This window comes from Luteimonas cucumeris (assembly GCF_007830035.1).
GTDB classification, from domain to species: Bacteria; Pseudomonadota; Gammaproteobacteria; order Xanthomonadales; family Xanthomonadaceae; genus Luteimonas_C; species Luteimonas_C cucumeris.
On record NZ_VLKN01000003.1, the window covers coordinates 564075 to 583293 of the forward strand.

21 protein-coding genes and 1 tRNA gene are annotated in these 19219 nt (G+C 66.4%); 8 read left to right on the top strand and 14 right to left on the bottom strand.

Annotated features, from left to right (window positions below; translation table 11 throughout):
* Window positions 1–19: 19 nt before the first annotated feature.
* Both IP90_RS08630 and IP90_RS08635 read right to left on the bottom strand, forming a co-directional pair.
* A complete protein-coding gene (locus IP90_RS08630; protein WP_144899192.1) occupies window positions 20–667 on the bottom strand; it encodes a response regulator in 648 nt (215 codons plus the stop codon).
* Between the two features lie 116 nt (window positions 668–783).
* Window positions 784–1677, bottom strand: coding sequence for a ZIP family metal transporter (locus tag IP90_RS08635; RefSeq protein ID WP_144899193.1), 894 nt, complete (start codon window positions 1675–1677; stop codon window positions 784–786).
* Between the two features lie 111 nt (window positions 1678–1788).
* On the opposite strand from IP90_RS08635, the gene IP90_RS08640 reads away from it, so the two are divergent.
* Together IP90_RS08640 and IP90_RS08645 are read left to right on the top strand one after the other, a co-directional pair.
* A complete protein-coding gene (locus IP90_RS08640; RefSeq protein WP_144899194.1) occupies window positions 1789–2697 on the top strand; it encodes a M28 family metallopeptidase in 909 nt (302 codons plus the stop codon).
* Between the two features lie 92 nt (window positions 2698–2789).
* Window positions 2790–3599 (top strand): isocitrate lyase/PEP mutase family protein, encoded by an 810-nt coding sequence (locus IP90_RS08645; RefSeq protein WP_144899195.1) that lies wholly within the window; start codon window positions 2790–2792, stop codon window positions 3597–3599.
* 34 nt (window positions 3600–3633) lie between these two features.
* On the opposite strand, the gene IP90_RS08650 is transcribed toward IP90_RS08645, so the two are convergent.
* Together IP90_RS08650 and IP90_RS08655 are read right to left on the bottom strand one after the other, a co-directional pair.
* Window positions 3634–3723 (bottom strand) — tRNA-Ser (locus IP90_RS08650).
* A 72-nt stretch (window positions 3724–3795) separates the two neighbouring features.
* A complete protein-coding gene (locus tag IP90_RS08655; protein WP_144899196.1) occupies window positions 3796–4803 on the bottom strand; it encodes a LysR family transcriptional regulator in 1008 nt (335 codons plus the stop codon).
* A gap of 114 nt (window positions 4804–4917) precedes the next feature.
* Between IP90_RS08655 and IP90_RS08660 the strand changes: the two genes are divergently transcribed.
* Window positions 4918–5493 (top strand): FMN-dependent NADH-azoreductase, encoded by a 576-nt coding sequence (locus tag IP90_RS08660; RefSeq protein WP_144899197.1) that lies wholly within the window; start codon window positions 4918–4920, stop codon window positions 5491–5493.
* Between the two features lie 57 nt (window positions 5494–5550).
* Here the strand turns inward: IP90_RS08660 and serS are convergent, their stop codons facing one another.
* On the bottom strand, window positions 5551–6843 hold the full coding sequence (gene serS / locus IP90_RS08665) for a serine--tRNA ligase (protein ID WP_144899198.1): 1293 nt from the start codon (window positions 6841–6843) through the stop codon (window positions 5551–5553).
* Window positions 6844–6961: 118 nt separating this feature from the next.
* Between serS and IP90_RS08670 the strand changes: the two genes are divergently transcribed.
* Window positions 6962–7618, top strand: a complete 657-nt coding sequence (locus tag IP90_RS08670; RefSeq protein WP_144899199.1) for an energy transducer TonB — start codon at window positions 6962–6964, stop codon at window positions 7616–7618.
* A 110-nt stretch (window positions 7619–7728) separates the two neighbouring features.
* Window positions 7729–8349, top strand: a complete 621-nt coding sequence (locus IP90_RS08675) for an energy transducer TonB (RefSeq protein WP_144899200.1) — start codon at window positions 7729–7731, stop codon at window positions 8347–8349.
* Window positions 8350–8402: 53 nt separating this feature from the next.
* Here the strand turns inward: IP90_RS08675 and IP90_RS08680 are convergent, their stop codons facing one another.
* From IP90_RS08680 to IP90_RS08705, 8 genes are all read right to left on the bottom strand, one after another.
* On the bottom strand, window positions 8403–9836 hold the full coding sequence (locus IP90_RS08680; protein WP_158635308.1) for an O-antigen ligase family protein: 1434 nt from the start codon (window positions 9834–9836) through the stop codon (window positions 8403–8405).
* 13 nt (window positions 9837–9849) lie between these two features.
* Window positions 9850–10017, bottom strand: a complete 168-nt coding sequence (locus IP90_RS16615; RefSeq protein ID WP_158635309.1) for a hypothetical protein — start codon at window positions 10015–10017, stop codon at window positions 9850–9852.
* Entirely contained in the window at window positions 10014–10136 is a 123-nt protein-coding gene (locus IP90_RS16915; RefSeq protein ID WP_277874203.1) for a hypothetical protein, read from the bottom strand. The genes IP90_RS16615 and IP90_RS16915 overlap by 4 nt, the downstream gene beginning before the upstream one ends.
* A gap of 156 nt (window positions 10137–10292) precedes the next feature.
* Complete coding sequence (gene aroA, locus IP90_RS08685) at window positions 10293–11606, bottom strand: 3-phosphoshikimate 1-carboxyvinyltransferase (RefSeq protein WP_144899202.1); 1314 nt, start codon at window positions 11604–11606, stop codon at window positions 10293–10295.
* Between the two features lie 50 nt (window positions 11607–11656).
* Window positions 11657–12781 (bottom strand): histidinol-phosphate transaminase, encoded by a 1125-nt coding sequence (hisC, locus tag IP90_RS08690; RefSeq protein ID WP_158635310.1) that lies wholly within the window; start codon window positions 12779–12781, stop codon window positions 11657–11659.
* A 10-nt stretch (window positions 12782–12791) separates the two neighbouring features.
* Window positions 12792–13958 carry a prephenate dehydratase gene (gene pheA / locus IP90_RS08695; RefSeq protein WP_144899204.1) on the bottom strand — a complete coding sequence of 389 codons (1167 nt, stop codon included), beginning with the start codon at window positions 13956–13958 and terminating at the stop codon, window positions 12792–12794.
* Entirely contained in the window at window positions 13951–15036 is a 1086-nt protein-coding gene (gene serC, locus IP90_RS08700; protein WP_144899205.1) for a phosphoserine transaminase, read from the bottom strand. The genes pheA and serC overlap by 8 nt, the downstream gene beginning before the upstream one ends.
* A 94-nt stretch (window positions 15037–15130) precedes the next feature.
* Window positions 15131–15940: an FHA domain-containing protein gene (locus IP90_RS08705; protein WP_199753433.1), complete on the bottom strand. Its 810-nt coding sequence runs from the start codon at window positions 15938–15940 to the stop codon at window positions 15131–15133.
* Between the two features lie 82 nt (window positions 15941–16022).
* On the opposite strand from IP90_RS08705, the gene IP90_RS08710 reads away from it, so the two are divergent.
* Window positions 16023–16298, top strand: coding sequence for a polyhydroxyalkanoic acid system family protein (locus IP90_RS08710; protein ID WP_144899207.1), 276 nt, complete (start codon window positions 16023–16025; stop codon window positions 16296–16298).
* 45 nt (window positions 16299–16343) lie between these two features.
* Here IP90_RS08710 and IP90_RS08715 read toward each other — a convergent pair whose 3' ends face one another.
* A complete protein-coding gene (locus IP90_RS08715) occupies window positions 16344–17066 on the bottom strand; it encodes a DUF8198 family protein (protein ID WP_144899208.1) in 723 nt (240 codons plus the stop codon).
* 90 nt (window positions 17067–17156) lie between these two features.
* Here IP90_RS08715 and IP90_RS08720 point away from each other — a divergent pair, with 90 nt between their 5' ends.
* Both IP90_RS08720 and IP90_RS08725 read left to right on the top strand, forming a co-directional pair.
* Window positions 17157–18521: a patatin-like phospholipase family protein gene (locus IP90_RS08720; RefSeq protein WP_242007525.1), complete on the top strand. Its 1365-nt coding sequence runs from the start codon at window positions 17157–17159 to the stop codon at window positions 18519–18521.
* A gap of 90 nt (window positions 18522–18611) precedes the next feature.
* A complete protein-coding gene (locus tag IP90_RS08725) occupies window positions 18612–19157 on the top strand; it encodes a phasin family protein (protein ID WP_144899209.1) in 546 nt (181 codons plus the stop codon).
* The last annotated feature ends 62 nt before the right edge of the window (window positions 19158–19219 follow it).

Genomic DNA, 19219 nt, shown 5'->3' on the forward strand with positions numbered 1-19219 from the left:
ACCAGGACCCCGCGCACGCTTACAGGGCGTGCGCGGGATCGGTGATGCCGTGCTGGCTGGCCAGGCGCGCGAGTGCGATGCCATCGCCCACGCCGAGCTTCTCGAACAGCCGGGTCTTGTGCGTGTTGATAGTCTTGGCGCTGAGGCTCAGGCGCCGGGCGATTTCTTCCTGGCGCAAACCCTGGGTCAACAGCAGCGCAATCTCCATCTCCCGCGGCGACAACGCATCGAACGGCGTCACTTCGCCCTGCAATCCGGACAACGCCAGGTTCTGCGCCACACCGCTGGCCAGATAGCGCTTGCCGCGGGCGACGGTGCGCACCGCGCGCAACAGTTCGGCGCTGTCACCGGCCTTTCCGACATAACCGGAAGCACCCGCTTCGAGCAGGCGCTTGGGCATGGGCCCATCCTCGAGTACCGACACCACGATCACGCGCGTGCCGTAGTCACCCTTGACCACGCGTTCGGTGACTTCCAGGCCGCTGACACCAGGCAGGTGCAGGTCGCACAGCACCACGTCGGGCTTCAGCTTGCGGATCAACGGCAGCGCCTGCTCGCCGCTCTCGGCTTCGCCGATCACTTCGACGTCGACTTCGCCACCGAGGATCATCTTCATCCCGGCGCGCACCAAGGCATGGTCATCGACCAGAAAAACACGAATCGTCATCCCTGTACTCCCCTATTGCTCCAGCCGACAGCGTAGGTGGCTGGACGGGGCCGTGGCAAGGCTCGGAGCCATGGATTCGATCCGACAGGTCGACTGGAAACGATTACCTGCAATGCTCAGCCCAGCGAAGTGTCGAGCATCATCATCAGCACGAAGCCCAAGATCAGGCCGCCGGTGGCGAATGCCTCGTGACCCTTGCGATGCGATTCGGGGATGATCTCGTGGCTGATCACGAACAGCATCGCGCCAGCCGCAAATGCCAGTCCCCACGGCAGCAACGCGGCCGACAGTCCGATCACCGCCGCACCGATGACGGCGCCCACCGGCTCGACCAGTCCCGACGCCATCCCGATCAGTACCGCGATCACGCGGCGATAGCCCGCGGTCACCAGCGCAACGGCCACCACCAGTCCTTCCGGAACGTCCTGGATCGCGATGCCCGTGGCGAGTGCGCCAGCGCGCACCGGATCGGTGCCGGCATAACCGACGCCAATGGCCAGGCCTTCGGGCAGATTGTGCAGCACGATCGCGAACACGAACAGCCAGGTACGCCGCAACGCGATCGCGGCGTGGCCTTCCACGCCCTTGATGAAATGCTCGTGCGGCAGATAGCGCTCCATCAACAGCAGCAGCGCCGCACCCAGGATGATGCCGCCGCCGACGATCATGCCCGCGCCCCAGTTGCCCGCACCGCCAGCTTCAGCGGCACTGATGGCGGGCACGATCAACGAGAACGAACACGCCGCCAGCATCACGCCAGCACCGAAACCGAACAGGCTGTCCTGCACGCGATCGGACAGGCGCTGCGAGAACAGCACCGGCAACGCGCCCAATGCCGTCGCGATCGCCGCCATCGAGCCGCCGAGGAACGCGTTGAATACCGGCGCCGGGTAGTCCGTGCGCAGGTGCTGCCAAAGCCCCTGCAGCATCGCGAACAAGCCCAGCAGCAGGATGCCGACACCGAGCAAGCGGCGGAACGTGGCGGCTGGCGGCAGCGATGGGCTGTGCATGAGCCCAATCTGACCACATCGGCGCCAGCCAGGGTAGCCACTGGGACTGCAGGCACGGTCGGGGCGCCGCTGCGTTCGTGCACACTAGCGTTTTCCACCCAGGGGTCCTCAATGCGTCCTGCCACCCGTTTCGTCACTCCTTTCCTGGCCTGTTCGCTGATGCTCGTTGGCTGCGCGTCGCCGACGCCGACGGCATCGTCCGCGCCTGCCGAGCCACAGCCGCAGGCCAGCACCGTCGCCGAGGCCTGGCTCGCCGATGTGACCGCGATCGCCGCCGCCGACGACAACGCCGGGCGACGCGCGGCCATCGAACACGCCTTGAAGGCATCGGGCATCGCCGTCACCCAGGTGCCGTTCGTTTTCGGCAAGCATCAAGGCACCAACCTGCTCGCCGACATTTCCGGCCCGGCGGATGCGCCGTTGCTGCTGATCGGTGCGCACTCCGACAGGGTCGAGGTCGGCCGTGGTGCGACCGACAACGCGTCCGGCAGCGCGGTGGTGTTGGCGCTCGCGCAGCGTCTCAAGCAGGCTCCGCTGCAGAACCATCGGGTCGCGGTCGCGTTCTGGGACAAGGAGGAACTGGGCCTCATTGGCGCGCACGCGTATATCGCCGATGGCGGCGCGAAGCCGGCGATGTACGTCAACTTCGACGTGTTCGGCTGGGGCGATGCGTTGTGGATGATGACGCCGGAACCGTCACATCCGCTGGTATCGGCAAGCCGCGACGCGACCCGTTCCGCCGGCATCACGTTCTCGCCCGGCGACAAGTATCCGCCGACCGATCATCTCGCTTTCCACAAGGCGGGCTGGCCGGCAGTCTCCTATTCGCTGGTCGGAAGCGACGAAATCCCGAACATCCTCGCCGCCTTCGCGCGCCAGAAAGTCGAGACGCCGGCGAAGGTGATGCAGGTGATCCACAGCGATGCCGACACGATGGCGCAGGTCGACGCGACACAGGCGGCACGCGGCGTGGATGCCGTCGAGGATGCACTGCGGCGCTGGGATGCCGTGACGCAGTAGGCAACGCGCACGTCGATGTCCGGAAATGGCGAGCGCACTGCCTGCCGTCATGACAGCATCGGCGGTCTTTACAGACTGGAGGAATGGAACAGATGTCCGAACTCGACCCTGCAGCCGCTTTCCGTGAGCTGCACTCGCATGGAATGCTGCTGCTCGCCAATGTCTGGGATGCCGGCAGCGCTCGGCTGGTGGAAAGCCTGGGCGCCAAGGCGATCGCGACGACCAGCGCCGGCGTGGCCTGGTCGCTCGGCTACCGCGACGGCGACGCACTGCCGATCGAGAAACTCATTGATGCCGTGGCCAGCATGTCGCGCGTACTGCACGTGCCGCTGACGGTCGACAGCGAGTCCGGCTATTCGGACAACCCCGCGATCGTCGCAGACAACATCGCACGCCTGATCGATGCCGGCGCCGTTGGCATCAATCTCGAGGATGGCAGTGACGATCCGGCATTGCTCTGCGCCAAGCTCGAACAGATCAAGCGCAGCAGCGCGCGAATGGGCGTGAACCTGTTCATCAACGCCCGCACCGACGTCTTCCTCGCCGGCCTGGCGCCGGAACCGCGTCGTGTCGAGGAGACATTGGCGCGCGCGCAGCGTTATCGCGATGCCGGTGCCGACGGCCTGTTCGTGCCGGGGCTGACGGACCGCAACGAGATCCGTGCGATCGCCGAGGGCACGGCGTTGCCGCTGAACATCATGGCGCGGCCGACGCTGCCGCCGGCCGCGGAGCTGGAAGGCCTCGGCGTCCGCCGGCTGAGCGCCGGTTCCGCCATCGCGGAATCCATCTTCGCCAGAGCCGCGACGCTCGCTGGCGGTTTCCTTGGCAACGGCGCATCGGCACCACTGTCCGAGCAGGCGATGCGCTATCCGGATATCAATGCCTTGTTCGCGGCGCGCTGAACTCAGGGCAGCCGTCGCGCACGAATGGCGGAACTGGCGGAGAGAGTGGGATTCGAACCCACGGTGGGCGTAAACCCACGGCAGTTTTCAAGACTGCTGCCTTAAACCGCTCGGCCATCTCTCCGGATCGATCGACGCCGACCGGCATCCACGCGGTCGGCGATCGCGGATGGCGCCAGAATGACCAGCGCTACCGCTAGGTGATTGTCGCATGCGGTGGATGATCACCGGCAACCGGCCTGCCCTGCCTGACCGGTTTTTCGGCCCTGCCCTTCGGGCAGTTCTGGCAATCCAGGCGCGAGGATTCGATCAACGGCGGCAGTTTCTCGGCCAGGAAATCGATGAATACCCGCACCGCCGGCAGCAGGCCGCGGCGCGACGCGAATACCGCGTGGGCAATGCCCTGTGGCAGGCGCCATTCCGGCAGCACCACTTCCAGGTCACCATTGCGCACCGCGTCGGCGCACAGGGTTTCCGGCAGCATGGTGATGCCCAGGCCGCTCTTGGCCAAGGCCATCAGCATCGGGAAATCGAAACCGGACACGCGCGGCTTGAGCTCGATCTTGCGGATTTCGCCGTCGCGTCCCTGCAACTCCCAGCGCTGCCGCGCCTCGTCTTCGCTCATGGTCAGCGTGACGTGATCGTGCAGCTCTTCCGGTGTGTTCGGGCGCCCGGCCCGATCGAGGTATTTCGGGCTGGCAACCAGCAGCTCCTGGATCTGGCCGAAGCTGCGCATCACCAGGCTGCCGTCGTCGTCGAGCTTGGTACGCACGCGCACGGCGATATCGAAACCTTCGTTGATCACGTCGACACGGCGGTTGCTGACGTGCAGCTGCACGCGCACCTGCGGGTACTTGGCGAGGAACTCCGGCAGCAGCATCGGCATCTGCTGCTGCGCCAGGCCGACCGGGATGCTGACCCGCACGACGCCGCGCGGTTCCGCGCTGAGGCGGTCGACGACCTCGCGCGCGGCCTGGGCCTCGGCCAGCATCGACTGCGCGTGGCGATGCACGCTCTGGCCGACGTCCGTCACCGCGAAACGGCGCGTCGAACGCTGCAGCAGGCGCACGCCCAGATCGTTTTCCAGCTGGCTGATGCGGCGGCTCAGCCGTGATTTGGGAATGCCCAGCGCGCGCTCGGCGGCGGCGAAACCGCCGTGGTCGACGACAGCGGAGAAGTAATAAAGGTCGTTGAGATCCTGCATGGCGATAATTCCATCATCGGAACACTAAGTGATATTTCACCATCTTTATCCCATAATGGCAACAACCCATAGTTTGGCCCTGACCGGCGCTGCGCCGAACACGGACACCTAACCATGAAGCTGTTGCACATCGATTCCAGCGCCCTGGGCGCGAATTCCGTCACCCGCGAGCTCAGCGCCGCCATCGTCGCACGCTGGCAGGAGGCGCTTCCCGGCCTCACCGTGGAGTACCTCGACCTCGATGCCAAGCCGATCCCGCACCTGACCGGCCGTACGCTGGCCCGCACTGACGCGACCTGCAATGAGAAAGAGGACGAGTTGGTGCAGCAGTTCCTGGAAGCGGACACGGTGGTGATCGGCGCGCCGATGTACAACTTCGCCATTCCTTCGACCTTGAAGGCGTGGCTGGACCGCATCACGGTCCGCGGCAAGACTTTCCGCTATACCGAAAACGGGCCCGAAGGCCTGGCCGGCGACAAGCGCGTGATCATCGCCACCGGTCGCGGCAGCGCGCACGGCGACAACGCGCCGAGCGATTTCCAGGAGCCCTACCTGCGCTACCTGTTCGGTTTCATCGGCATCGGACAGGTCGAATTCGTGCGCGCCGAAGGCGTCGGCCTGTCGCCGCAGCACCGCGCCGATGCGCTGGCCGCGGCACATGCTGCGATCCCGATGCCGATCGCCGCCTGAGGCGGCAAATCGGTAAGGTAACGCGACGGCGCCCGGCTTCAGCTCTACAGGAATGCCTCAGGCGATCCTGTCGGCGCCGCCCATGTAGGATCGCAGGGCCTCCGGCACGTCGATGGAGCCGTCCGCATTCTGGTAGTTCTCCATCACCGCGATCAGAGCGCGGCCGACTGCAACGCCGGAGCCGTTGAGCGTGTGTACCAGTTCGGGCTTGCCGGTAGCGGGGTTGCGCCAGCGCGCCTGCATGCGCCGCGCCTGGAAGTCACCGCAGTTGGAGCAGGACGAAATCTCGCGCCAGGTGTCCTGCGACGGCAACCAGACTTCCAGATCGTAGGTCCGGCGTGCGGCGAAGCCCATGTCGCCGCTGCACAACAGCATGCGGCGGTACGGTAGGCCCAGCTTTTCCAGCACCACTTCCGCGCAGCGCGTCATGCGTTCGTGCTCGGCATCGCTTTCTTCCGGCCGGGCGACCGAAACCAGTTCGACCTTCTCGAACTGATGCTGGCGGATCATGCCGCGAGTGTCGCGTCCATGGCTGCCGGCCTCGGCGCGGAAGCACATCGAGTGCGCGGTCATTCGCAGCGGCAGCCGCGCGTCGTCGAGGATCTCGTCGCGGACGATGTTGGTGAGCGGGACTTCCGAGGTAGGGATCAGGTAGCGCTTGTGCGCCGCATCGCCATCGCCGACCGTGGTGGCGAACAGATCGTCCTCGAATTTCGGCAGTTGCCCGGTGCCGCGCATCGAATCGGCATTGACCAGCAGCGGCACGTTGGTTTCTTCGTAGCCGTGCTCGCCGGCATGCAGGTCCAGCATGAACTGCGCCAGCGCGCGATGCAGCCGCGCCAGCTGGCCGCGCAGCACAGTGAAACGCGCGCCACTGAGCTTGGCGGCAGTGTCGCCGTCGAGCCAGCCATGGCGCGTTCCAAGTTCGACGTGGTCTCTTACCGCGAAATCGAACGTGCGCGGCGTGCCCCAGCGGTGCTGTTCCACGTTGCCGCTTTCGTCGTTGCCTGCCGGCACGCTGTCGTCCGGCAGGTTGGGCAGGCCGAGCGCGATCGCTTCGATTTCGCCCCGGATCGACTCCAGCCGCACCTCGCTGGCCTTCAGTTCGTCGCCGAAGCCGGCCACCTCTGCCATCAGCGCGGCTACGTCCTCACCCTTTGCCTTGGCTTGCCCGATCGCCTTGCTGCGCGTATTGCGCAGATTCTGCAGTTCCTGGGTCCGGACCTGGAGCTGTTTGCGCTCCCCTTCGAGCCGTTCAAGCGTGGTGGCATCGAGATCGAAGCCGCGCGATTGGCGCAGGCGCGCGGCGAGTTCGCCGGGCTGGTGGCGGAGCAGTTGGGGATCTAGCATCGGCAGGCTTGGAATGGATCGTGGAGCACGATTATCGCGTGTTGCGCCGGCCAATGCCGCAATCGAACGGCAGGCCCTGTGCAAAAATGCAGGTGAACCCATCAAAGCCCCCGCATCGATGAGCACCTCCCAGCCACCCGTTCCGCCGGCCTCCGCAAGCCCGGGAAACCCACCTTTCTGGCAGTTGTCGCGACGCACCTGGCTGCTGGTCGGCGGCGCCTTTGCGATCGGACTGCTGCTGTTCCTGCTGCTGTGGTCAGGCAAGCGTGACAACGACTTCTTCCGTGTCGCTCCGGCTACCAGCACCGGGACCGGCGTGGAATACGAGCCATTGCCCGCGCCGCTGCCCGCGGATGCGGGCGGCCACTCCGCACAAGCGACCGCGGATTCCAACGCGAAGGCGGAGGCGGATACCGAAACGGCGAGAATCCTGGAGCAAGCGCCCGCTCCGCTTCCACCGCCGCCTGTACCGGTCGCCCCGCGTGTCGGCACCGCAACTCCTGCCGCCACGCCGGTCCCGATCGAAATGCCTGCACCACGCTACCCCGCCCAGGCGGAACGACGCGGCGTGGGCGGCACCGTGCGCATCCGCGCCGACGTGGGTACCGATGGCATACCGACCGAGGTTGCTGTCGTACAGGGTAGCGGCACACGGGCGCTGGACAAGGCCGCGCTCGATGCCGTGCGTCGCTGGCGGTTCCGTCCGGGCCAAGTCGATGGCCAGCCGGTGGCGGGCAGCGTCGTGGTGCCAATCGAATTCGCCGCACGCCGTTGAGGATCGCGAACGAACCTGAACATCGGGTTCACGTCGCGCTCACAAGGCATGGACAAAGTGCCGTGCAAAACTCGTTTCGTCGTTCCGTCGCGAAGTGAGAGTGAGTGACCATGAGCACACCCCCGAATTCGCCTGGCGAGAGGCCGGCACCGGTTGATCGCGACCGCAGCGGCGAAGCCAGCTATACCAGCGACGGCGGTGCGGAACCGCCCAAACGTGGTGGCTCGTTGTTATGGCTGCTGTTGCTGGTCGCGCTGCTGCTGCTGGGCTGGTGGTGGTTCACCCAGCGCAGCGTAGGCGACGCGGTGCCGGAACCCCTGCCCGAAGCCACCGCGGAACAGCCTGCGACCACCGCCGCCAGTGAAGCGACCGTCGCCGAAGAAGCGCGAAAGAAGGCCGCAGCGGCGCGGGACAAGCCGCGCAAGGCCGAAAAACCAGCGACGCCACGCATCACGGAAGCCCGCCCGATCGCCAGCCGCAACCCCCGCCCCGAATACCCGCGCGAAGCCCTGCGTCGCGGCCAAAGTGGACACGTGCTGCTGCGGGTCGACGTGGCAGCCGATGGCACCACCAGCAACGTCGACTTCGTGCAGCGCAGTGGATCTGCCGAACTGGATCGCGCCGCCATGAATGCCGTGCGCAAATGGCAATTCTCACCTGCGCGACGCAACGGCAAGGCGGTCGCCAGCCGCGTCAATGTGCCGGTCGACTTCGTGCTGCCGCCGGATTGATTACGTAGAGTAGAGGTCCAGGCGAAAAGCAAAAGCAACGGTAAACGTACGCTTCAATCGACTGCAGCACGCCTGCGCCGGATCAGGCCATAGGCTACGCAGCACCCAAAGATGATCTCCAGCGGCGCGCGCGCATGTGCATGGCGCCACAACAGCGAATCGAAGCCATTGGCAACCAGCACGATGCCGATGCTGCCGGCCAATGTCCAGAACCCGGCATCCGATACGGTGCCGCTGCGCCATGCCAGTATCAGTTCGCGCAGCAGCAGTACAAACAACAGGCCAAACAGCACTGCGCCGATCGCACCCATCCCTACCAGCGCATCCAGATAGGCGCTGTGCAGATGGGCATGCCGCTGGCCGCTCAGATCGAGTCCAGATCCAGCGATCAGCGCCGAGGTGCTGCGCAAGCCCCAGCCCAGCAACGGGCGCTGCTGCCAGCGCTCGACACCCAGATCGTAAAGCTCCATGCGCACGCTGACCGCGGTGTTGTTGATTTCCTTGGCCTTGTTCGTCGCATCCGTCGGCTTCGGCGCTGGATCTGTAGGAGCGCTTTTGGCCGCCGGCTTGGAAAGTGGGGCTTCCGTTTCCGCAGTGCCCTCATCAGTCGTAGCGATATCCGGCAACAATTCCTGCGCGCCCGCGAAGCGCTTGGCAACAATGCCGTTTGCGCCCAGCGTCAGCAACAGAGACAACGCCACCACCGACGCCAACGGCGCCCACGGCGCCCACGGCATTGCAGTTTTGCGGTTGCGCCGACGCGCGTATCCAAGCGCCACCGCGGTCAGCGGCAGCATCGCGACAAACGCCAGCCATGCTCCGCGCGATTGCGAGAACAGCAATGCGCTGAAACTGCCCGCATAACCCAGCAGACATGCGGCCAACAGCGCACCTCGCCAACGAACGCGGCTACGCGCGTCCCATACCACCAGCAGCAGGCAGAACGACAGCCAGCTGGCCAGCGCGGCGAGTTGGCCGCTGAGATTTTCCGGCAGGCCGAATTTTGGCCGGTACTGCCCGCTCCAGATCAGCGGCAGGTCGGCCCACGGCATCCGCGTGGCGATGGCGATCAGCAGGCCGGCGACCATCAGGCCAAGCAGGACCGGAATCGCACGCGGCATCAGTGAGAGCCACCAGCCGATCACGCAACTGAACACGCCTAGCCGCACCAGCTCAGCGGCGGCCGACAATTGCTTCGAATAGCCGATCGAAGGGAATACCTGCGTGGCATAGCCCGCGTGCACGACCACGAACAGCGTGGATACCGCCAGCAAGCGCGCGGCCGGCTGCTTCGCCAGTTCCCGCCAGGGCGTGGCACCGCTGGCCAGCATCAGCAATAGCGCCAGCATCGCACCGTATTCAGGCTTCAGCTGCCCACCGAAGCCGGTCATCGCGAAGAAGGCATGGAAGCACAAGGCCGCCAGCGCCAGGCATCGCAGTCGGATGGAAATGGTCGAAGTGTCCGTCACCGGGATCGTTGCTGCCATCGTCACGACAGCATCAGTGCGCGGCAGGAACAACGAGAACGACCGCATCGCGGAAGGCCCGATCGTTGTCTTCGTACCAGCTTCGCGCCTGCCGTCCGATCGCCATGAGTCCAGCGCTTGCAGGCAGGCACGCGATCACCGCTTTCAGGAAGCTGCGGCTTGGCTGTATCAGCTCGTTCATGGGCTCAGCATCCAACGCCACGGCATCGCACCGGTGCACAGCAGCGCATCGGCCAGCAGGCGCATGTCGCGCACCAGGCCTACGCCATTGTTCCACCCGATCACGTTTACGCGGACCACTTGTCTATCCCGGGAGTGCACGAGGTGCCAACTGCGTGTCCGCGCGAAGACGATGGCGAACCGACACTGGCGTTCACATCGCGCTCCACCCGGCACAAGGCGTTCCGAATGTTCGAAGCCGATGACCGGGCGAGTATAAACAAGGCGCCGTCCGGCTCAAGCCGCGCCAGCTGGCGCCACCTGCAGCCCGACCGCTTGGGCCCGCGCCACGAAACCAGGAAACGAGGTCGCCACATTGGCGACATCCGTGATCCGCACCTTCTCCCGGCTCAGTTGCGCGGCGACCGCAAAGGCCATCGCCACTCGATGATCGCCATGGCTGTCGATCTGGCCGCCGGACACGGGGCCGCCCTGGATGTCGGCGCCGTCCGGCGTCTCGACGATGCGCACGCCGAGCTGCGCCAGGCCGGCGGCCATGGTCGCGATCCGATCCGATTCCTTGACCCGCAATTCCGCCGCGCCGCGTACGCGGGTCGTGCCCTGCGCGCAGGCCGCGGCGATGAACAGGATCGGGAACTCGTCGATCATGTCGGCAACGTGCGCAACCGGCACCTCGATGCCGCGCAGCGCGGCGTGGCGCACGACCAGGTCCGCCACCGGTTCACCGCCGCATTCGCTGCGGTTGTGTTCGACGATGTCGGCGCCCATGGCGCGCAGCACGTGCAGCAGTCCGGTACGGCGCGGATTGAGGCCAACACCTTTCAAGGTGAGCAAGGAGCCCGGCACCAGTGTCGCCGCAACGATGAAGAACGCCGCCGAGGAGAAATCGGCCGGCACCACGACATCCGTCGCCCGCAGGCGGTGGCCGCCCGGGAGCCTCGCGATGCCAGGCGCGAACTGGATCGGCCAGCCGAATGCGGCCAGCATCCGCTCGCTGTAGTCGCGCGTCGGCTGCGGTTCGCGCACGATGGTTTCGCCCCGCGCACGCAGGCCGGCCAGCAGCAACGCCGACTTGACCTGTGCGCTGGGTACCTCGCAGGTGTAGTCGATGGCGGTCAACTGGCTGCCACCGTGGATCTGCAGCGGCGGCACTCCGCCTTCCGCGGCACTGATCCTTGCATTCATCCGTTCCAGCGGTTCGATGACGCGGCGCATCGGCCGTTTCGACAGCGACACGTCACCTACCAGTTCGCAATCGAAATCCTGCCCGCACAACAATCCCGCCAGCAGTCGCATGGCAGTACCCGCATTGCCGCAATCGAGCGGCGCGACAGGTGCGCGCAGACCGTCGATGCCGACGCCGTGGACGATGCGCACGCCCTGGTCCGGGGCTTCGATGCCCACGCCCAGTTGCTGGAAAACCGCCGCGGTGGCACGCGTATCCTCGCCTTCGAGAAAGCCTTCGATGCGCGAGACGCCGTCTGCGATCGCCGCCAGCATGATCGCCCGATGCGAGACCGACTTGTCGCCCGGAACTTCGAGCGTGCCGTGCAATGCAGTTCCGGGGCCGGCGATCCAGTCCATGCTCATGCGTTTTCCCTGGAATCGACAGCCGGGGCACTGAAAATCGATACCGTCACTTACAACACCTCATCCAGTGCTTGCAGCAGTCGCTTATTGCCAGCGGCGTCGCCGACGCTGATGCGCAGGCATTCGGCAAGTCCGTAGCCGGCCATCGGACGCAACACCACGCCGCGGACGACAAGTTCGCGCTCCAGTTCGATGCTGCGTGGGCCGAATTCGGCCAACAGGAAATTGGTCTGCGACGGGTACACGAAAATCCCACGCTGGCGCAGTGCGTCGGCGAGCGCATCGCGCTCCCTGGCGTTGTACGCGCTCGTCGCCTGCAGGTAAGCCTCGTCGGCCAGCGCAGCCGCTGCGGCGGCCAAGCCGACGGAATTGACGTTGAAGCTTTCACGCACGCGCTCCATCACTGCCACGAGTCCGGGATGCGCGACGGCGTAGCCGATGCGCAGCCCTGCCAGCGCGTAGGCCTTGCTGAAGGTACGGGTGATGATCAGGTTCGGGTGGCGATCGAGCATGGACAATGCGGACGCGTAATCCGGCGCATCGGCGAGTTCCGCGTAGGCCTCGTCGATCACGACCAGCACGTCGGCCGGCGTGCGCTGCAGAAATCCCGCCAGCGCATCGCGATCGAACCAGGTTCCAGTCGGATTGTTCGGATTGGCCAGATAGACCAGTCGCGTCGACGGTGCGATCGCCGCAGCGATCGCATCGAGATCGTGACCACGCGGCATGGCGTGGTCGCGCGGAAGCGCTGGCGCGGCGACGAACCGCGCACCAGCTGCCTGCGCCGCGAGCGCGTAGACGGAGAAACCATACTGCGCGGCTACCACGTCGCTTCCCGGTCCCGAGAACACCTGCGCGAACTGCATCAGCAACTCATGCGAACCATTGCCGAGCAGGATGCAATCCATTGCGACGCCATGCTTCGTCGCCAATGCACGTTTCAGTTCACCGCCGAGCGGGTCCGGATAAATGTGGAGGCTGTCGAGCGCAGCCAGCACGACGTCGCGCACGCGCGGGCTCGGGCCGTACGGATTCTCGTTCGATCCCAGTTCCAGCAGGCCTTGCGCGCCGAAGCGATGCCGCAGCGCGACCAGGTCATGGCCCGGATCATAGGCCCGCAGGCCGCGAATGCCGTCGCTGGCGAGTCGCTCGAAATCGATAGCGTCCAGGCTCACGAACGCGCACTCACAGCACGGCGACGGGGTACGAACCGAGCACGCGCACGTCGCCGGCGCTCTCACCGACCTCGGCCAAGGCATCGCGCAACGGCGACTCGTGCACGTGACCTGCGACATCGATGAAGAACGCGTACTGCCACAGGCCACCATGCGCCGGCCGCGATTCGATCCGGTTCATGCTGATGCCGCGCCGCGCCAATGGCTCCAGCACGCCATACAGGGCGCCGGGACGGTCGCGGATGAATACCAGCAGCGAGGTGCGGTCGTGCCCCGACGGCGGGAACAGTTCGCGGCCCAGCACCAGGAAACGCGTGGTGTTGTCGGAACGGTCCTCGATCGGCCCGGCGATCGTCTTCAGCCCGTAGACGTGCGCGGCCGTTTCGCCGGCAATGGCGGCGGCATCGTCGGAATTGCGCGCGCGCCGCGCCGCTTCGGCATTGCTGGAAACGGGGATCTTCTCCGCCTTCGGCAGGTTCTGCCGCAGCCAGCCACCGCACTGCGCCAGCGACATCGGGTGCGAATAGACGCGTTCGATGTCCTCGATGCGCCCGGTGCGCGACAGCAGGTGCTGGTGCACGCGCAACTCGACTTCGCCGCAGATCATCAGCGGCGAAGTCAGGAACATGTCCAGCGTCGACTGGATGGTGCCCTGCCCCGAGTTCTCGACCGGCACCACGCCGAAGTCGGCGTTGCGGGCCGCCACTTCCTGGAACACTTCCTCGATGCTCGCCAGCGGCAGGCCCTTGGCCGAATGGCCGAAGTGCTTGTGCACCGCCTGCTGCGAGAACGTGCCCTCCGGTCCGAGGAAGCCGATCTTCAGCGGCTCCTGCTGGGCGAGGCAGGCCGACATGATCTCGCGGAACAGCCGGACCAGCGTTTCGTCGCCGAGCGGCCCTTCATTGCGGTCGACCACGCGGCGCAACACCTGCGCCTCGCGTTCCGGCCGGTAGTAGTCCACGGCCGCGGCAAGCTTGCCCTTGGCCTTGCCGACCTGGTGCGCCCACTGCGCACGCTCGACGATCAGCTGCTGGATCTGGCGGTCGAGACCGTCGATCTGCGCGCGCACTTCGTCGAGGTCGGGTTTCCCCGCCGCCTTCGCGGGGGCCGCCGGCTTGCCGGCCGTTGCCGGCTTGGCCTGCCTGGTCCTGGCATCGGGTGATTTGCGCTTAGCCATGGCGATTCTGGAAATCCTGCATGAAAGCGGTGAGCGCCTGCACGCCCTCGACCGGCATCGCGTTGTAGATGGAAGCACGCATGCCGCCCAGCGCACGATGTCCCTTCAGCGAGATCAGTTGCGCAGCCGCAGCTTCCTTCAGGAATGGCTTGTCCAGCGCCTCGTCGTGCAGGAAGAACGGCACGTTCATGCGCGAGCGCACGGCGGGATCGACTTCGTTGCGGTAAAAGCCGCCGGAACCGTCGATGGTCGAATACAGCAGCGCGGATTTCCGTGCATTGCGCACGGCGAATTCCTGCACGCCGCCTTCTGCCAGCATCCACTTGAACACCAGTCCGGCCAGGTACCAGTTCCAGGTCGGCGGCGTGTTGAGCATCGACTCGCCCTTGAGGTGCGAGCGATAGTCGAAGATGTCGGCGCGCGGCTGGCCGGCGCGATCGAGCAGGTCGCGACGGACGATGACGACGCTGATGCCGACCGGGCCGAGGTTCTTCTGCGCACCGGCGTAGATCAGCCCGTACTTCGACACGTCGATCGGCTCGGAAGCGATGCTGGAACTGAAGTCCGCAAACAGCGGCACGGCGCCAACATCGGGCACGTCGCGGAACTCGACGCCGTGGATGGTCTCGTTGGCGGTGACGTGCACGTAGGCGGCATCGTCGGACAGCTGCCAGGAGGCGCGCGCCGGGATGCCGCGGAAGCCGCCGGCTTCGCCGGTCGCCGCGACGCGTGCATCGAGATAAGGCTTGACCTGCTTGATCGCGGTCTTGCCCCAGTGCCCGCTGATGACGTAGTCGGCCACCTGCCTGGGATTGGCGAAGTTCAGTGCGATCAGCGCCTGCTGCGTGGTCGCACCGCCCTGCATGAACAGCACCGCGTAGTCGTCCGGGATGCCGACCAGCCTGCGCAGGTCCGCCTCGGCTTCGGCGGCGATGCCCATGAACTCCGGTCCGCGATGGCTCAGCTCGACGATCGACGCGCCGACGCCGTGCCAGTCCAGCATTTCGGACTGGGCCTGGAGTAGCACCGGTTCGGGCAGGGTGGCAGGACCGGCACTGAAGTTGAAGGCGCGCGACATCGTGGGCTTCCGTGGATGGGGACGACCCTAGTATGCCGCAGTGCAGCACGATCGCCGACGGTTTCGGCTGGAACCAATCCCCGGCCTTGACGCCCTACTTGGGAGCGAACCAGAACAACGCCGCCAGCGCCGTGGCCAGCAGCGCCGCGGCCACCAGCAGCCAGGGCAGCCGCCACGCGGAGCCGGCACGCGGCGCCTCATCGGCGCCATCCGTGGCAACCGGTCGATCCTGATGACCCGGCGTCGCCGCGGGGGTTGCGCGTGCCGGCGCTTCAACCACGAAACGGTGGTGCGCATCGAACACGACCTGGTCGCCCGCCATCAGCACGGCATCGCGCACACGCTCGCCGTTGACCACACTTCCGTCGTACGAACCCAGGTCGCGCAGGACCACCTGCTCGCCGTGCAGCTCGATGCGGGCATGGCGGTCGGCGAAGGCCGGATCGTCGATGCGGATGTCGGATTGTTCCAGCCGCCCGACCACCCGTGGCCGGTCGAGCGTGAAGCAGCGGCCATGGTATTGGCCACCGACGCCGCGCAGCACGATGCGCAGGTTGCCGTTGCCGTCGGCCGGGGCGTTGACCAGTTCGCGCGGCAAGCCTTCGGCCACGCCGGCGCCGGCCAGCACCATCTCGATGCCTTCGACATGCACGCTGTCGCCAAGCCGCAGCATGGTCATGCGCAGCACCGGACGGCCGTTGACGTGCACGCCGCGGATGCCGTCGGCCACTGCAAGCCACACACCGCGGCGGTCGATGCAGAACTGCACCAGCGCATCCTGCGGCGAGTCGACGATGCCGATCGCCCGGTCATGGTCGGGATCGCGGCCAATGCCATGCACGCCCATGCCGATCGGGATGTCGGGATGGTCGTGGCTCGGAAATCGCAGTCTCAGATCATTCACGCCGCGTATTCTTGCATGCCGCGCGCTTGGATCGCGCTGGGGCAAGCCCCACAATGCCGACAAAGCCAACCGGAGCGGCCGCATGTCCAGCATCGATATCCATCACCCGCACTCGCTGCCGATGCCCAAGGCGCGCAAGGCGGTCGAGGAAGTCGCACAGAAGCTGGCCGAGCGTTTCGGCGTCGACTACAGCTGGGACGAGGACACGCTCAACTTCATGCGTTCGGGCGTCGACGGCAAGATCGCCCTGCTCCCCAAGCAGCTCCATGTCAGCGCCGAACTGGGCTTCCTGCTGTCGGCGCTGAAAGGGCCGATCGAAAGCGAAATCCGGCGCGTGCTGGACGAGCGCTTCAAGTAGCCGACGGACCTGCGCGCGACCAGACCGGATACGCGCCAAGGCGCGTCAGGAAACCTCGCGGAACGGTTCACTCTCCCCGGCGAACAGGCGTCGCGACACTTCGCGTTCGTTGCGATCGATCCGCCCGAGGAATTCATGGGCATCGCCCAGCGCCGCGAAAGCCTCGAAACCGCGCTCCAGGAATCCCTGCAGCTGGCCCAGCCCGGCGGCCTTGGCCGGGCCGCGCGACAGCCTGAGCAGGGTCGCCACCCCCGGCATCCGCAGCGCGCCGGACAGCCCGTGCCCGACACGCCCGATGAGTTCGACCTGGCGCCGGCGCAACCGCGGCAGCCCCACCTCGCGATAGGCGCGCGCATACAGCGACTCATCCAGTCGCCTGCGTGTCGGCGCCAGCCGCTCCAGTACCTCCGCCATGCGCAGGTCGAAGGCCTGGGTCAGCGCACCGAGCTCGATGCCATCGGCGACTGTCCGCAACAGGGCTTCGGGCAGCAGGCGCTGCATCATCGGCAACACCTTGGCGATGTCGGCATCGCGGCGGCTGAAATCGTGCTCGCCATAAACATCGGTGAGGAAGAAGTGCGCGGCCGGCGCGCTGCGCGGATCGCCGAGGAATCCGGCGAAGCTCGACTCCAGCCGCTGCGCCTGCCAGCGCCGCAACTCCGGCAGCCAACGCGAATTGTTGCGGGGTTCGCGGTGCGGATCGTATAGCGCCTGGTGGCAGGCCAAGCGGCGCTGCAGGCGCGGGACGACGGATCGTGACCGGGGCATGGCCGCACTTTAGCGGATGGCATGGTGAACACGCTGCCATGTGTGGCGCATGGCAAGTCGCCATGCGTTCGGGATGGCGGAACGACGGACATGCGGACCGACGGTGAGCACGCGATGGCGCCGGCATGTCCGTCGGCGGCTATCGGCTACACTCGCTGCACTTCCGCCGCGCGATCGTCGATGCTGCTACTCCACCAGGCCCGCAACCGGCCCAGGACTTCCGCCACGGCGCGTTCGGGCACGCAAGCGCCGAAGATCGGACTGGCAGTCGCCGGCGGCGGCCCGATCGGCGGCATGTATGAGCTCGGTGCGCTGCGCGCGCTCGACGAAGCGCTCGATGGTCTCGACCTGACCCGCCTGGATTGCTATGTCGGCGTCAGTTCCGGCGCATTCCTCGCCGCGGGCCTGGTCAATCGCATGAGCACCGCGCAGATGTGCCGGATCTTCATCACCGGCACCAGCGACGACGTGGAATTCCGGCCGGAAACCTTCCTGCGCCCGGCCATCCTCGAATACCTGCGCCGCGCCTCCAACCTGCCGCGGCTGGTCGCGGATTGGTGGCGCGAACTGTTGTTCGCGCCCGGCGAGGCGCGCTGGGCAGACCTCATCACCCGTTTCGGTGGACTCGTGCCGACCGGACTGTTCGACAACAGCGAGGTCGAGCGCTTCCTGCGCGAGGTGTTCGAACGCCGCGGCCGCAGCAACGATTTCCGCGAACTCGGGCGGCCGCTGTACGTCGTCGCAGTCGACCTGGACAGCGGCGAAGCGGTGCGTTTCGGCAGCCCCGGCTGGGAAGACGTGCCGATCTCGCATGCCATCCAGGCCAGCGCGGCATTGCCCGGCCTGTATCCGCCCGTGCAGATCCGCAACCGCCATTTCGTCGATGGCGCCCTGCGTCGCACCATGCACGCGTCGGTGGTGCTGGACCAGGGCATTGACCTGCTGCTCGGCGTCAATCCGCTGGTGCCGTTCGATGCCAGCCTGACGCCGCAACACGGGGCCGCGTGCGATCCGCGGGGACTTGCCGGCGGTGGCTTGCCGGCGGTGTTGTCGCAGACCTTCCGCACCATGCTGCAATCGCGCATGGAAATCGGCCTGGCCAAGTACGCGCAACAGTATCCGGACGTGGACCAGCTGGTGTTCGAGCCGAACGCCGATGATGGCGAGATGTTCTACACCAACCTTTTCAGCTTCTCGTCGCGCCATCAGGTCTGCCAGCTCGCCTACCGCAACACCCTGGCCGACCTGCGCAGGCGCGCCGATACCCTGCGCCCGCTGCTGGCCGCGCACGGCATCCAGCTGCGCGAGGAGATCGTCAACGATCCGCAGCGCTCGATCCTCGATGGTCTCGACGAGCCGCCCCGGATGACCGATGCCACCGCGCGCCTGCATCGCGCGCTCGATGACGTCGCCCAGATGGTCGCTTCTCCAAACACGCGCCGCACACGCCGCTGATGCAACAACCACCGTCATGGCTGGTGTGAATGCTCTAGATCGCGCGGCCAGACTCAAGTGCATTCCAACCTGCATCCGCAAGAGGAAACCATGGCCAAGTTCAAGAAAGCGTCGAAGAAGAAGACCGCCACAGGCAGTGCCAGCGCACAGGCACAAGCCGAGCGCCTGTCGGGCACGTTGAGCGAATCGGCGCAGCAGATCTGGCTGGCCGGCGTCGGCGCGTTCGGACGTGCGCAGGCCGAAGGCACCAAGCTGTTCGAAGCGCTGGTCAAGGAAGGACTTTCATTCGAACAGACCGCACGCAAGTTTGCCGGCGGCCGCGCCGAGGCCGTTCGCGACGCGATGGAAAACCGCGTCGGCCACGCCCGCGAACGCGCTGCCGACACTTGGGACAAGCTGGAAAAAGTGTTCGAGGACCGCGTGCAACGGGCGCTCACCCGACTTGGCGTGCCGGGTCGCGACGACCTCAATGCCCTGATCGATCGCGTCGATGAACTCAACGCGCAGCTGCGCAAGGCCAATGGCAGCACCCCGCGCGCCGCGCCGCGCAAGCAGGCCGCCAAGCCGGCGGTGCGCAAGACCGCAGTACGCAAGGCACCCGTCCGCAAGGCGCCGGTCCGAAAGAAAGCGCAATAAGCCGGCGTTACGATCCAGGGCAAGTTCAGCCCGCCAGTCCATGCGAAGTTCGTAGGCTCCCC